This window comes from Streptomyces sp. NPDC034084 (assembly GCF_055575535.1).
Map to the genome: position 1 here is coordinate 180,597 of NZ_JBVISK010000001.1, position 13,594 is coordinate 194,190.

The window sequence follows — 13,594 nt, forward strand, 5'->3', positions numbered from 1 at the left end:
ACACGCCTGTCCGCGCCCCGTCAACGCCCGCCACGCCCTTCAACGCCCTTCAACGGCCCAGTAGATCGGTGAGGGCGCCGACCGGATCCGGGTCGGGGGCGCCGCGCGGCCACCAGTCCTCGCGGCCGGCGTCCGACTCGTACCCGTACCAGAGGCCGTCCCGGCCGAGCCTGAGCTGGAGGGACTCGCTGGAGAGCCGGTTGCGCCAGGGGCGGAACGCCGGGAAGTCGGCGGCGAGCAGCGCGGGTCTGGCCCGGTCGAACGGACCGGCCGGCGGATCCCACGGCTCTTCCAGGACGGCGAGGCCCGCCGCGCCGCCCTGGCGCCAGGCGGCGACGGCGCGGGCGAGGTCCGTGGGGGTGCGGTCGAGGGCGTCCGCCAGGTCGCGGTAGAGCGCGCGCGAGGAGGCGGTGAGTCCGGAACCGGGGTGCGCGGCGGCCAGCCGGACCGCGTCCTGCCAGGGGGTGAGCGCGGCGACCGGGTCGTGGCCGGTGGCGAGGAAGGCGTGGGCGCGGGCGGCGGCCTCGGTCGCGAGCAGATCGAGGGCGAGCGGATCGGGGGCGTCCGGGTCCGGCGGGAAGACGGCAGGGCGTCCCGGTCGGTCCGGGACCGGCAGCTCGGGCGGCAGCGGCGGGAGCCCGGCCCCGCCGGCCGCGGCGAGCGCGATACCGGCGGGCACTGTCGGCATCGGCGGGGCGGCTGCGGCCGTCTCCACCGCGCTCCGGGCGGCGTTGCGCCGGGTGAGTGCGGCGAGGAGCTCCTGTTCCCCGCGGCCGCGCATCAGGAAGAGGACGAACGGGTCCTCGTCGAGGAGACGGGCGGCCTGGTAGCAGAGGGCGGCGGCGTGCTTGCAGGGGTAACCGTCGTCCGGGCAGGAGCAGTCGGGGACGAGGTCGCCGGGCGCGGGCAGCAGTCCGGTGACCGCCTCCAGGGCGTGCGGTACGTCCTTGTCGAGGAGGGCGGCGATGTGGTCGGGGCGCGCGGCCGCCTCGTCGAGGAACCGCTCCCAGCCGTCGTCGCCGAGGGTCCGCATCCTGATCTCGGTGCGGTACGGGCGGGGCCGGGTGCCGTGGACGTAGGCGACGACCCGGCCGGGCGTGACCGTGATGGCGTCGACGTGTCCGCGCCCCGCGTACGCCTTGCCGCGCGCGAGACGGGCCGGGTCGAGGGCGGCGTCCTCCAGGGCCGCGACCCAGGCGTTCCCCCACCAGGTGGCGGCGAACCGGCCGTCGGGAGCCGAGCGCGGCGCGACCTGCGGGAAGCTACGGCGGCGGTCGTCGTGGCGGGGTGCGGCACCCCGTGCGCCCCGCGCACCCCCGGCGTGGTTCACGAGGGCCTCCTCAGGGACACCAGGTCGGCGAGTTCCCGGTCGGTGAGTTCGGTGAGGGCGGCCTCCCCGGAACCGAGGACGGCGTCGGCGAGGGCCCGCTTGGCGCGGAGCATCTCGGCGATTCTGTCCTCGACGGTGCCCTCGGCGACGAGCCGGTGGACCTGCACCGGCTGAGTCTGTCCGATGCGGTAGGCGCGGTCGGTGGCCTGCTCCTCGACGGCCGGGTTCCACCAGCGGTCGTAGTGGACGACGTGGCCGGCCCGGGTGAGGTTGAGGCCGGTGCCCGCGGCCTTCAGGGAGAGGAGGAAGACGGGGACCTCGCCGGCCTGGAAGCGGTCCACCATCCGCTCGCGCTCGGCCACGGGGGTGCCGCCGTGCAGGAGTTGGGCCGGGATGCCGCGCGCGGCCAGGTGGTCGGCGAGGAGCCGCGCCATCGACACGTACTGGGTGAAGACGAGCACGGACCCGTCCTCCGCGAGGATCGTGTCGAGGAGCTCGTCGAGCAGGGTGAGCTTTCCGGAGCGGCCGGCGAGCCGTGCGGTGCCGCTGCCGTGCGGGGCCTGTTCCTTCAGGTACTGGGCGGGGTGGTTGCAGATCTGCTTGAGGGAGGTCAGCAGGCTCATGACGAGGCCCCTGCGGGCCATGCCCTCGGCGCCCTCGATCCGGGCCATGGTCTCGCGGACGACCGCCTCGTAGAGCGAGGCCTGTTCCCGGGTGAGGGCGACGGGATGGTCGGACTCCGTCTTGGGCGGGAGTTCGGGGACGATGCCGGGGTCGGACTTGCGGCGACGCAGCAGGAAGGGCCGCACCAGCCGGGCGAGCCGCTCGACGGCCTCCTCGTGCTCGATCTCCTCGTGGTTCTCCACGGCCCGCGCGTGGCGGGAGCGGAAGGTCTTGAGCGGGCCGAGGAGACCGGGGGTGGTCCAGTCGAGGAGGGCCCAGAGCTCGGAGAGGTTGTTCTCCACGGGGGTGCCGGTGAGGGCGACCCTGGCGGGTGCGGGGATCTCGCGCAGCGCCTTGGCGGTCGCGGAGAACGGGTTCTTGACGTGCTGTGCCTCGTCGGCGACGACCATCCCCCATTCCCGCTCGGCAAGACGGGCGGCGCTGGTGCGCAGGGTGCCGTAGGTGGTGAGGACGAAGCCGCCCTCGGTGCCGCCGAGATCCCGGTCGGTGCCGTGGAAGCGCCGGACGGGGACGTCGGGGGCGAACCTCCGCACCTCCCGCTGCCAGTTGCCGAGGAGGGAGGCCGGGCAGACGACGAGGGTGGGGGCGCGGCGGGCGCGACGCAGATGGAGGGCGATGAGCGTGACCGTCTTGCCGAGTCCCATGTCGTCGGCGAGGCAGCCGCCGAGGCCGAGCGAGGTCATGAGGTCGAGCCAGGCGAGTCCGCGGAGCTGGTAGTCACGGAGGGTGGCGGTGAGGCCGGGCGGGGCCTGCACGGCCTCGGGGCCGGCCAGGAGCCGGTCGCGGAGCGCGGCGAGGGCGCCGACGGGGACGGCGGGGACCGACTCGCCGTCCACCTCGGCGGTGCCGGTGAGCGCGGCAGCGAGGGCGTCGACAGGTTCGAGCAGGCCGAGTTCCCGCTTGCGCGCCTTGCGGACCAGGGCGGGGTCGACGACCACCCACTGGTCACGGAGGCGCACGATCGGCCGGTGCGCCTCGGCCAGGAGGTCCATCTCTCCCTCGGTGAGCGGATCGCCGTCCAGGGCCAGCTGCCAGTTGAACCGCAGGAGCTCCTCGCTGTCGAAGAAGGAGGTGCCGTCGGTGGCGGAGCCGGGCGCCGCGTGGGCGGGGCGGACGACGGCGGAGGCGCTGAGCGATCGGGCGAGCTCGCGCGGCCAGTGGAGGGCGACGCCCGCGTCGGCCAGCCGGGCGGCGGCCGGGCCGAGCAGTTCGTACAGCTCGTCCTCGGTGACGGCGAGGACGTCGGGCACCTCCCGCTCCAGGAGCCGGGAGAGCGGGGACCAGACGCGGGCGGCCCGGCGCAGGGCGAGGACGGCGTCGATCCGGGCGCGGGGCCCGAAGTGCTCACCGTCGCCCGCCCACAGGTCCGCGGCGTCGATGACGAGGGTGGGGTCGGCGAGGCTGTGGATCTGGAGGAGCGCGGCGGCGGCGTGACGCTCCCCGCCGGCGCCTTCACCCGCGGCTGCGTTCTCCGTGGCCGCCGTCGTCTCCGTGGTGTCGAAGAGTTCGTACGGAGACAGGTCGAGGCGGAGCGAGACCCGTACCCCCGCGTCCATCCCGGCCGCCGCCTCGGCGGCCCAGGCACGCGCGCGGGGCAGGTGCTGCGGGGCACGCGCCGCGAACGGCGCCCCGACCGCGTGGGCGGCCGCCGGGGTACGCGGCAGGGTGTCGGCGACCGCGTCGAGAAAGGCCCGCACGAGGGCCTCGGGCTCGGGCAGCCGCAGCGGACCGCGGCCCGGCGCCGGCACGGCGTACCCCTCGGGCGGCAGGGCGGCGGCGACGGCCCGCAGATGCGCGATGTCCTCGGCGTCCAGGGGTCCGGCCCGCCAGGCGTCCAGGTCGTCGGCGGTCAGCCCCGGGAGGAGCCGCCCGCGCGCGGTCAGGTGCAGTGCGTGCAGGGCGGCGGCGCCCCAGGCGGCGGTGGCGGGGTGCGCGGCCGGGTGGTGCCGGGCGGCGACCAGGTGCGGCAGGGCGGCCTCGACGGGCAGCGTCACGGCGGGCACCGAGCGGCCCCGGGCGCCGCTGCCGTGCCGGCGCGCCACGGTCAGCTCGACCCGCTCCGCGCCGCTCGCCCCCGGGTCCGGCAGCGCGCCGCCGTCGGGGGCCCAGAAGGCGATCCGGCCGTCGCGGGGAAGGGCGGCCGGCAGGAAGACGGCGGCGCTGGTCATCCAGGTGTGTCCCACGGCTCCGCTCTCCTCCCGCTGTCCGTCGTTTCCCGACTGGACCTCCGACCTTACGGGTGGGGTCTGACAACGACCGTCGGACGGTTCCCCCGGGCGGCCCAACAACGGATGACACCCGTCCCCGCGGGCGGCAGGGTGGCCTGAAACGACACGACAGAAGAGGATCCGCCATGTCCGTTCGCCGGCGTCTCACGACCGCCACCGGGGCCGTGCTGCTCACTCTCGCCGTCGCCGGCTGCTCGGGCCTCGGCCGCAGCGCCGTGGGCACCCTCACGTACGAGACGGAGCGCGAGGTGGTGGTGAACGTGACGAGCCCCTCGGTGAAGGGCTGCCACCGTCTCGCGCCCTCGGGTGTCACCAAGATCGAGAACAACACCCTGGTCGACATCGTGATGTACCCGACCCGCGACTGCCGGGGGAAGGTCTCCACCTACGTGCCCAGCAACACCGGGGACAAGATCCCCCCGGACACCCTGCCCTGGCGCAGCTACAGCGTCGTCCACTAGACAGCCGTCCACGGGACAGGACAGCCCGAACTAGGCGTTCCGTTTCCCTCGCCCCGGGTCCATGCTGGAAGTGGCCTCGGAGCTCCAAGGGGAGATGCCACCGTGATGCGTACCGGGAACGAGCCGGCGACCGCGCGAAGCCCTCTGCGCCTGCGGTTCTGGCTGAGCGTGTGGGGCCTGCTCTGGGCGGCCTTCGGCACGACCGTGTTCTCCCTGCTCGGACGCCCCGGCTGGGCGGCGGCCTGCGGGGTGCTGTTCCTGGTGGTCACGGTCGACCTGACCATGGTGCTCCGCCATATCCGTCAGGGCCCGCACTGGCAGCCGGGCCGGAGCATCCCGCCGTACGAACCCGACCGCGGCGGCAGGGGACGCTGACGTTCCGCGCGAGCTCAGCCCCGGGTGTCGAAACCCGCCGCCTGGAGGTACTCCGGCTTCGGGTCGAGCGCGGCGGCGAGGCGGAAGTGCCGCATCGCCTGGGCGGTCTGCCCGGAGCGCTCGAGGGTGCGGGCCAGCGCGAAGTGGGCGAAGGCGTTGTCCGGCTCGCGCTCCAGGACCAGTTCGAACTCCAGTTGCGCCGGACGGAGCTGTGCGGCGGCGAAGAAAGCGCGGGCGCGCAGCAGGCGCGCGGCGGTGTTCTCGGGGTGGGCGGCGATCACCGAGTCCAGCAGCTTCACGGCCCCGCGAGGGTCCCGCGCGGCCAGCAGGTGCTCGGCGGCGCGGAAGTCGATGACGTGCGTTTCCGGGTTCCTGTCGGCCACGATGGACATCCTTCCCCTCGATCCGGTGGTTGAACACCGGACCCGGCGGCGGCATTCCATTGCTAGGCCGTGGCCCTGCGCTCCAGCTCGTCCCAGACCTTCCGCACCTGGGGTTCGAGTGCGGAGAGCGGTCCGTCGTTGTCGATCACGAGGTCGGCGACGGCCAGCCGCTGCGCACGGGTCGCCTGGGCCGCCATCCGCGCCTCGGCCTCGGACGCGGCCATGCCGCGGAGCCGTACCAGCCGGTCGAGCTGGGTCTCCCGGGACGCGTCCACGACCACGACCAGGTCGTACAGTGGCGCGAGCCCGTTCTCGGTGAGCAGGGGTACGTCGTGGACGACGACGTCACCGGCGCCCGCGCGGCTCTCCAGCTCCGCCGACCGGGCCCCGACCAGCGGGTGGACGATGGCGTTGAGCGCGGCCAGGCGGTCGGCGTCGGCGAACACGATGCCGCCGAGCTTGGGCCGGTCGAGCGTCCCCTCCTCGGTGAGGACCTCCTCCCCGAAGGCCGCCACGACGGCCGCGAGCCCCGGAGTCCCGGGCTCGACGACCTCGCGCGCGATGCGGTCCGCGTCGATCAGCACGGCCCCGTACGAGACGAGCAGCCGCGACACTTCGCTCTTGCCGGCGCCGATCCCGCCGGTCAGGCCCACCTTCAGCATGAGCGGCAGCTTAGGGCCTGGCCCGGCGGGGCTAGCCGTCGCCCTCCCTCTCCGCGAGGAAGCGTTCGAACTCGCGGCCCAGCTCGTCGGCCGACGGCAGCTCGACCGGCTCGGCGACCAGGCTGCCGCGCGTCTCGGCGCCGGCGGCCGCGTCGTACTGGTGCTCAAGGCCCTGCACGAGCGCGACCAGCTCCTCGTCGCCCTCACCGATCTGACGGTCGATCTCGGTCTGGGTGCGGCGGGCCTCGGTCCGCAGCGAGTGGGCGACGCCCGGGAGGACGAGGCCGGTGGCGGCGGTGACGGCCTCCAGGGCGGTCAGGGCCGCGTCGGGGTACGGCGACCGGGCCACGTAGTGCGGGACGTGGGCGGCGACGCCGAGGGTGTCGTGGCCGGCCTCGGTGAGCCGGTACTCGACGAGGGCCTCGGCGCTGCCGGGCACCTGCGCCTCGTCGAAGGGGCTGCGGTGGCCGGGCATGAGGTCGGTTCGGCTGCCGTGCGGGGTGAGGCCGACCGGGCGGGTGTGCGGCACGCCCATGGGGATGCCGTGGAAGTTGACGGAGAGGCGCACCCCGAGGCGCTCGACGATCTGCCGGACGGCGACGGCGAACCGCTCCCACTCCACGTCCGGCTCCGGGCCGGAGAGGAGGAGGAAGGGCGCGCCCGTGGCGTCCTGCACGAGGCGGACCTCGATCGACGGGGTCTCGTACGCGGTCCAGCGGTCGCGCCGGAAGGTCAGCAGCGGGCGGCGGGCCCGGTAGTCCACGAGCCGGTCGTGGTCGAAGCGGGCCACCAGCTGGTGCGGCAGGGTGTCGAGCAGCCGGTCGACGATCTGCTCACCGGTCTCGCCCGCGTCGATGTAGCCGTCGAAGTGGTACAGCATGACCAGCCCGGCCGACTCCTGCGCCAGGGCCAGGTCGACGACGGCCACGCCCTTCGGGTCCCATTCGTACAACTCCTGCGGATCAAGCACGATTACCGCTCCTCCTCGTGTCCTCTCTGGCAACGTCGGGGGCGGCACGGCCATTCCCAGGTCGCGCGATCTTCCGCCGGAGGAGCCGGGTGCTCAGGCGGAAACGACCGAGGCCCGCTCCCCCGAAGGGGAACGGGCCTCGGTTCGCTAGCGGCTAGCGCTCAGCGGAGAGCCTGTTCAGCTCTGGCCGCCGGCGAGCTTCTCGCGGAGGGCGGCGAGCGCCTCGTCCGACGCCAGGGCGCCGGAGTTGTCGTCCGACTCCGAGGAGTACGAACCACCCGAGATGCCCGCACCGGCGTTGCCACCGGCGGCCGGGGCGGCAGCGCCCTCGGCAGCGGCGGCCTCGTCGGCCTCGCGGGACTTGATGACCTGAGCCTGGTGCTGCTCGAAGCGAGCCTGCGCCTCGGCGTACTGGGTCTCCCAGGCCTCGCGCTGGGTCTCGAAGCCCTCGAGCCAGTCGTTGGTCTCGGGGTCGAAGCCCTCGGGGTAGATGTAGTTGCCCTGGTCGTCGTAGGACGCGGCCATGCCGTACAGGGTCGGGTCGAACTCGACCGAGGCCGGGTCGGCACCGAAGGACTCGTTGGCCTGCTTCAGCGAGAGGCTGATGCGACGACGCTCGAGGTCGATGTCGATGACCTTGACGAAGATCTCGTCGTTGACCTGGACGACCTGCTCCGGGATCTCCACGTGGCGCTCGGCCAGCTCGGAGATGTGGACCAGACCCTCGATGCCCTCGTCCACGCGGACGAACGCACCGAACGGAACCAGCTTGGTGACCTTACCCGGGACGACCTGACCGATCTGGTGGGTCCGGGCGAACTGCTGCCACGGGTCCTCCTGCGTCGCCTTCAGCGACAGGGAGACACGCTCGCGGTCCATGTCCACGTCGAGAACCTCGACGGTGACCTCCTGGCCGACCTCGACAACCTCGGACGGGTGGTCGATGTGCTTCCAGGACAGCTCGGAGACGTGCACGAGACCGTCGACGCCACCCAGGTCCACGAAGGCACCGAAGTTGACGATCGAGGACACGACGCCGGAGCGGACCTGACCCTTCTGGAGGGTCGTGAGGAACGTCTGGCGAACCTCGGACTGGGTCTGCTCCAGCCAGGCGCGGCGGGACAGGACCACGTTGTTGCGGTTCTTGTCCAGCTCGATGATCTTCGCCTCGAGCTCCTTGCCCACGTAGGGCTGGAGGTCGCGGACACGACGCATCTCGACGAGAGAGGCCGGCAGGAAGCCACGGAGGCCGATGTCGAGGATGAGACCACCCTTGACGACCTCGATGACGGTACCGGTGACGATGCCGTCCTCTTCCTTGATCTTCTCGATGGTGCCCCAGGCGCGCTCGTACTGGGCACGCTTCTTCGAGAGGATCAGGCGGCCTTCCTTGTCCTCCTTCTGGAGAACCAGGGCCTCGATCTCGTCGCCGACCTTGACGACCTCGTTCGGGTCGACGTCGTGCTTGATCGAGAGCTCGCGGCTCGGGATCACACCTTCGGTCTTGTAACCGATGTCGAGCAGGACCTCGTCCCGGTCGACCTTCACGATGACGCCGTCGACGATGTCGCCGTCGTTGAAGTACTTGATCGTCTCGTCGATCGCGGCGAGGAAGGCTTCCTCGTTACCGATGTCGTTGACCGCAACCTGCGGGGTGGTGGCGGTGGTCTCGGTGCTGCTCGTCATGTGGGAAAGGGCTCCGGTTACGGACAGAAAGTCGTAGGTACTGCTACGCCGTGAGCCCGTATCGCACCAAGAAGCCGGACAGCCAATGAAGCGCCCTTCCGCGAACGGCAGGGAACCTCGAAAACCGAGGGGACATACAACAGGTACGAGCGCGGCCTGCTCCGTCTGAGGCGCGCAGGCCCGCAGCGCAACCTTTAGCATACGGGGGCGGCCGGACAGGGTCAATGCGCGAAGCGCGCACCCGGGGCAGATCTGCTCAATTCCGGCAGGACTCATGCCCCTTGGCCGGGACGGCGGGGTCCGGCGCACGGCGGCACTGAGCGCAAACTACATCGGCGGGCGAGATGAACCAAGAGTACGGACACGAAGACGGGGTCGACGGGGAGGCCGACGAGGCCGAGGCGACCCGGCGTGACGCGGGCGAAGCGGAGAGCAGCCGGGCGAGCCGCGGCTGGTGGGACCGGAACGCCGACGAGTACCAGAGCGACCACGGCTCCTTCCTGGGTGACGACCGGTTCGTATGGGGTCCCGAAGGGCTCGACGAGGCCGAGGCCGGGCTCCTCGGGCCGGCCGCCTCGCTGAAGGGCCTCGACGTCCTGGAGATCGGCGCGGGCGCCGCGCAGTGCTCGCGGTGGCTGGCGGCGCAGGGGGCGCGGCCGGTGGCCCTGGACCTCTCGCACCGGCAGCTCCAGCACGCGCTGCGGATCGGCGGGGAGGTGCCGCTCGTGGAGGCGGACGCGGGGGCACTGCCCTTCCGGGACGGCTCCTTCGACCTGGCGTGCTCGGCGTACGGCGCGGTGCCGTTCGTCGCCGACCCCGTGCGGGTCTTCCGCGAGGTGCGCCGGGTGCTGCGGCCGGGCGGCCGCTGGGTGTTCTCGGTGACGCACCCGATCCGCTGGGCCTTCCCGGACGAGCCGGGGCCGGAGGGCCTCTCGGTCGCCGCCTCCTACTTCGACCGGACGCCGTACGTCGAGCAGGACGAGCAGGGGCGGGCCGTGTACGTGGAGCACCACCGGACCCTGGGGGACCGGGTGCGGGACGTGGTGGCCGGCGGTTTCCGGCTCGTGGACCTGGTCGAGCCGGAGTGGCCGTCCTGGAACAGCCAGGAGTGGGGCGGCTGGTCCCCGCTGCGCGGGAATCTGATCCCCGGCACGGCGATCTTCGTCTGCGAGCGCGCGGAGTAGTCGTCGTACTAATAGGTGGGCCCTGTGGACAACGGGGCCCGTCTTTTTTGCCTCGCGTACGAGACTGAGGGCGTGATCCGAAACGACGCACTCGACCGTCTTCCCGTCCGTCATGCCGTCCCCGAGCTGCTGAGCGCGCTCGACCGGCGCGGTACGGCCGTGTTGTCCGCGCCTCCCGGCACGGGCAAGACGACCTTGGTGCCGCTCGCGCTCGCGGGCCTCATAGGGGACGGACCGCGGCGGCGGGTCCTGGTGGCCGAGCCGCGGCGGATGGCCGTGCGGGCGGCGGCCCGGCGGATGGCCTGGCTGCTCGGCGAGGAGGTCGGCGGCGCGGTCGGCTTCTCGGTGCGCGGCGAGCGGCGCGGTGGTCCCTCGACCCGGGTCGAGGTGGTGACCACGGGCATCCTGCTCCAGCGTCTCCAGCGTGATCCGGAGCTGGCGGGCGTGGACGTGGTGCTGCTCGACGAGTGTCACGAGCGGCATCTGGACGCCGACACGGCCATGGCGTTCCTGGTGGACGTGCGGGCGACGCTGCGCCCGGAGCTGAAGCTGATCGCGGCCTCGGCGACGGGCGACGCCGAGGCATGGGCGCGGCTGCTCACGGTTCTCGACGGCGGGGGACCCGCGCCGGTGGTGCGGAGCAAGGGCGAGGGCCACGGGTATGCGGTGCGGTTCACCGCGCCGCCGGCCGGGATCAGGGCGGCGCACGGCACCTGGGTGGATCCGGCCCTGCTGCGTCATGTGGCCTCGACGGTCCGGCTGGCTCTGGAGCGGCACGCGGGCGACGTCCTCTGTTTCCTGCCGGGTACGGGGGAGATCGCGCGGACGGCGGGACTGCTCGACGGGGTCGACGCGGAGGTGCTCCAGTTGCACGGGCGGGCTCCCGCCTCGGTGCAGGACGCGGTGCTGCGGGGTGCGGGGCCGGGTGGCCGGAGGCGGGTGGTGCTCTCGACGTCGGTGGCGGAGTCGAGCCTGACGGTTCCGGGGGTGCGGATCGTCGTGGACTCGGGGCTCGCGCGGGAGCCCCGCATGGACCACGCCCGGGGTCTCGGTTCCCTGGCGACGGTGCCGGTGTCGACCGCGGCGGCGACCCAACGGGCGGGCCGCTCCGGTCGTGAGGGGCCCGGCGTGGTCTACCGCTGCTGGGCCGAGGCGGAGGACGGCAGCCGGGCGCGGTTCCCGTCGCCCGAGATCAGGATCGCCGACCTGGCGGACTTCGCCCTGCGGGCCGCCTGCTGGGGTGACCCGTCTGCGGAGGGGCTCGCGCTGCTGGACGCGCCGCCGGCCGGGGCGATGGCGGCGGCCCGCGCGGTGCTCGGATCGATCGGGGCCGTGGACGGGGACGGCCGGGCCACGGAGCGGGGGGTACGGATGTCCCGGCTCGGGTTGCACCCCCGGCTCGGGCGCGCGCTGCTGGACGGTGCGCCCGAGGTCGGGGTCCGGCGGGCGGCGGAGGTGGTGGCGCTGCTCAGCGAGGAACCGCCGCGCGACTACGGGGACGACCTGGTGGCGGCCTGGCGCGCGGCCCGTCAGGGCTCCGACGGGTACGGCGCGCGGTGGAGGACGGAGGCGCGCCGCCTGGAGCGGTCGGCCGGCGAGGCGATGGGCGATGGCGGCGTCTCCGTGGCGAGGCAGCGCGGGAGCGGGGGCGGGGGCGCTACCGGGGCGGCGGTCGGTGACGACGCCGTGGCCGGTCTGGTGACGGCGCTGGCGTTCCCGGAGCGGGTGGCCAGGGCCCGGGAGCAGGGCGGCTGTCTGATGGTGTCGGGGAGCGGGGCGCGGCTGGCTGAGGGCTCCCGGCTGCGGTCCAGTCCGTGGCTCGCCGTGGCGGTGGCGGACCGCACCGCGCGGGACGCCACGGCGCGGGTGCGGCTCGCGGCCGTGGTGGACGAGGCCATGGCGTGCCGGGCGGCCGGGCATCTGCGGAGCACCGGCGAGGAGGTCCGCTGGGAGGACGGGGACGTGGTGGCGCGGTCGGTGGACCGGCTGGGCGCGGTGGAGTTGACGGTCCGGCCCCTGGGCGCCCGGGCCGAGCCCGCTCTCGTGCGGGAGGCGCTGCTCGACGGGCTGCGGCGCGAGGGCCTCGGGTTGCTGCGGTGGCGTCGGGAGGCCGGGGAGTTGCGTGACCGCCTCGCCTTTCTCCACCGGGAGCTGGGGGAGCCCTGGCCGGACGTGTCGGACGGGGCGCTGGTCGAACGGGCCGGGGAGTGGCTGGAGCCGGAGCTGTCCCGGGCCTCGCGCCGGGCCGATCTGGGGCGGATCGACGCCGGGGAGGCGCTGCGGCGGCTGCTGCCGTGGGCGTCGGGCGAGGCGGTCCGGCTGGACGAGCTGGCGCCGGAGCGGATCGAGGTGCCGAGCGGTTCGCGGATACGGGTCGAGTACGGGGGTGAGCGGCCGGTGCTCGCGGTGAAGCTCCAGGAGATGTTCGGTCTGGCCGAGACTCCCCGGGTGGCGGGGGTGCCGGTGCTCGTCCACCTGCTCTCCCCCGCCGGCCGGCCGGCGGCTGTCACGGCCGACCTGGCGTCGTTCTGGCGGGAGGGTTACCGCGCGGTGCGGGCGGAGCTGCGGGGGCGCTACCCGAAGCACCCGTGGCCGGAGGATCCGTCCGTGGCGGTGCCGACCCGGCACACCAGCGCGCGGCTCAGAGGGGAGCGCTGAGCGGGACCGGGGCGGTGGGCGGCTCGGGTTCGGGGCGGCGCGAGCGGGCCTCCAGCCAGAGGGCGAGGGCGAGGAGGGCCAGGGCCAGGGCGGTGAGGGTCCACGGAATGTAGGAGACGAGCATGAGCACCATGAGGCGGTTGGAGGAGACCATGTCGCCGACGCTTTCGAGATAGTCCTCGCGCATCTTCACGTGCCCCGCGAAGACGGTGAGGGTGTCCTGCCCCATGAGCGCCTTGGCGTTGCGGAGTTCCTCCTTGTGGATCTCCTCGCCGTTGACGGGGGCTCCGGTGACCGGCTCGATCCAGAACATGCGCTTGGTCGTGTACCAGCGGGTGAGGCCGGAGTCGGCGAGGAGCTGCGGGGTGATGCCCTTGACCGGCATGGTCTTGGGCATGGGGACCTTGGTCCAGGGGATGGTCTGCTCGAAGTAGTAGACCTCCATGCCGCGGAAGGTGCGGGTGCCCTTGTAGTGGATGGGGGCGGCGGTGCGGGTCTGGGCGTCGAAGTACTGGTAGTCGCGCTTCTCGGTCAAGAAGGGGAACTTGAACTCGATGCCCTCGCGCCGGACCGGGTCGCCGTCGACCGATTCGCCGGTGGCGTGGACGGGTTCCTGGGTGTGGGCGTCGAAGACGTACCGCTCCGGGACCTTGGAGACCATCTTGCCGTCGGGCCCCGTCACGTAGGCGAGGGCGTCCCATACGACGACGTCGCGCCCGGCGTCGCGTTCGATGCGCCGCGACTCCTCCACGTTGCCCTTGAGGGTCTGGATGATCGTGATCTTGTCGACCTGTTCGGCCCGGAGGGTGGAGTAGTTGAGGAGGGTCGCGGGCCGCGCCTCCAGGACGGTGTCCTGGTATTGGTTCGCCGGGATCTTCGCCAGCCGGGGAAAGGCGTACCAGCGCAGGGTCGGGGCCATCGCGGCGCAGAACACGGCGAGGGCGAGCAGGACGAGGCCCGCTCGGCGGCGCAC

11 protein-coding genes are annotated in these 13,594 nt (G+C 73.4%); 4 read left to right on the forward strand and 7 right to left on the reverse strand.

Features of this window, described 5'->3' with window-relative positions:
* Nucleotides 1-49: 49 nt before the first annotated feature.
* The gene (locus tag ACZ51I_RS00850; RefSeq protein WP_468870625.1) at nucleotides 50-1,330 is read right to left on the reverse strand and encodes an SWIM zinc finger family protein; all 1,281 of its coding nucleotides are present in this window, start codon (nucleotides 1,328-1,330) and stop codon (nucleotides 50-52) included.
* Nucleotides 1,327-4,182: a DEAD/DEAH box helicase gene (locus tag ACZ51I_RS00855; RefSeq protein WP_468871663.1), complete on the reverse strand. Its 2,856-nt coding sequence runs from the start codon at nucleotides 4,180-4,182 to the stop codon at nucleotides 1,327-1,329. Before ACZ51I_RS00855 ends, ACZ51I_RS00850 begins: the two co-directional genes overlap by 4 nt.
* 185 nt (nucleotides 4,183-4,367) lie before the next feature.
* Here ACZ51I_RS00855 and ACZ51I_RS00860 point away from each other — a divergent pair, with 185 nt between their 5' ends.
* Entirely contained in the window at nucleotides 4,368-4,703 is a 336-nt protein-coding gene (locus tag ACZ51I_RS00860) for a hypothetical protein (RefSeq protein WP_468870626.1), read from the forward strand.
* Nucleotides 4,704-4,808: 105 nt separating this feature from the next.
* Complete coding sequence (locus ACZ51I_RS00865) at nucleotides 4,809-5,078, forward strand: DUF6343 family protein (RefSeq protein ID WP_468870627.1); 270 nt, start codon at nucleotides 4,809-4,811, stop codon at nucleotides 5,076-5,078.
* A gap of 14 nt (nucleotides 5,079-5,092) precedes the next feature.
* Here ACZ51I_RS00865 and ACZ51I_RS00870 read toward each other — a convergent pair whose 3' ends face one another.
* The 4 genes from ACZ51I_RS00870 to rpsA all read right to left on the reverse strand — a co-directional run bounded on the left by ACZ51I_RS00870 (nucleotide 5,093) and on the right by rpsA (nucleotide 8,779).
* A complete protein-coding gene (locus tag ACZ51I_RS00870; RefSeq protein ID WP_468870628.1) occupies nucleotides 5,093-5,461 on the reverse strand; it encodes a tetratricopeptide repeat protein in 369 nt (122 codons plus the stop codon).
* Between the two features lie 62 nt (nucleotides 5,462-5,523).
* Nucleotides 5,524-6,123 carry a dephospho-CoA kinase gene (gene coaE / locus ACZ51I_RS00875; protein WP_468870629.1) on the reverse strand — a complete coding sequence of 200 codons (600 nt, stop codon included), beginning with the start codon at nucleotides 6,121-6,123 and terminating at the stop codon, nucleotides 5,524-5,526.
* 31 nt (nucleotides 6,124-6,154) lie between these two features.
* The gene (locus tag ACZ51I_RS00880) at nucleotides 6,155-7,093 is read right to left on the reverse strand and encodes a PAC2 family protein (RefSeq protein WP_468870630.1); all 939 of its coding nucleotides are present in this window, start codon (nucleotides 7,091-7,093) and stop codon (nucleotides 6,155-6,157) included.
* A gap of 177 nt (nucleotides 7,094-7,270) precedes the next feature.
* A complete protein-coding gene (rpsA, locus tag ACZ51I_RS00885) occupies nucleotides 7,271-8,779 on the reverse strand; it encodes a 30S ribosomal protein S1 (RefSeq protein ID WP_121830289.1) in 1,509 nt (502 codons plus the stop codon).
* A 344-nt stretch (nucleotides 8,780-9,123) separates the two neighbouring features.
* On the opposite strand from rpsA, the gene ACZ51I_RS00890 reads away from it, so the two are divergent.
* Nucleotides 9,124-9,963, forward strand: a complete 840-nt coding sequence (locus ACZ51I_RS00890; RefSeq protein ID WP_468870632.1) for a class I SAM-dependent methyltransferase — start codon at nucleotides 9,124-9,126, stop codon at nucleotides 9,961-9,963.
* A 72-nt stretch (nucleotides 9,964-10,035) separates the two neighbouring features.
* Nucleotides 10,036-12,621, forward strand: a complete 2,586-nt coding sequence (gene hrpB, locus ACZ51I_RS00895) for an ATP-dependent helicase HrpB (protein ID WP_468870633.1) — start codon at nucleotides 10,036-10,038, stop codon at nucleotides 12,619-12,621.
* On the opposite strand, the gene pgfA is transcribed toward hrpB, so the two are convergent.
* Nucleotides 12,605-13,594: a cell envelope lipid trafficking protein PgfA gene (pgfA, locus tag ACZ51I_RS00900; protein ID WP_468870635.1), complete on the reverse strand. Its 990-nt coding sequence runs from the start codon at nucleotides 13,592-13,594 to the stop codon at nucleotides 12,605-12,607. The genes hrpB and pgfA overlap by 17 nt on opposite strands.

What these genes read in the sequence shown, in the direction of transcription:
- rpsA (WP_121830289.1), bottom strand. Translation starts at nt 8,779, where the DNA reads ATGACGAGCAGCACCGAGACCACCGCCACCACCCCGCAGGTTGCGGTC.
- ACZ51I_RS00890 (WP_468870632.1), top strand. Translation starts at nt 9,124, where the DNA reads ATGAACCAAGAGTACGGACACGAAGACGGGGTCGACGGGGAGGCCGAC.
- ACZ51I_RS00860 (WP_468870626.1), top strand. Translation starts at nt 4,368, where the DNA reads ATGTCCGTTCGCCGGCGTCTCACGACCGCCACCGGGGCCGTGCTGCTC.
- ACZ51I_RS00865 (WP_468870627.1), top strand. Translation starts at nt 4,809, where the DNA reads ATGCGTACCGGGAACGAGCCGGCGACCGCGCGAAGCCCTCTGCGCCTG.
- coaE (WP_468870629.1), bottom strand. Translation starts at nt 6,123, where the DNA reads ATGCTGAAGGTGGGCCTGACCGGCGGGATCGGCGCCGGCAAGAGCGAA.
- ACZ51I_RS00855 (WP_468871663.1), bottom strand. Translation starts at nt 4,182, where the DNA reads ATGACCAGCGCCGCCGTCTTCCTGCCGGCCGCCCTTCCCCGCGACGGC.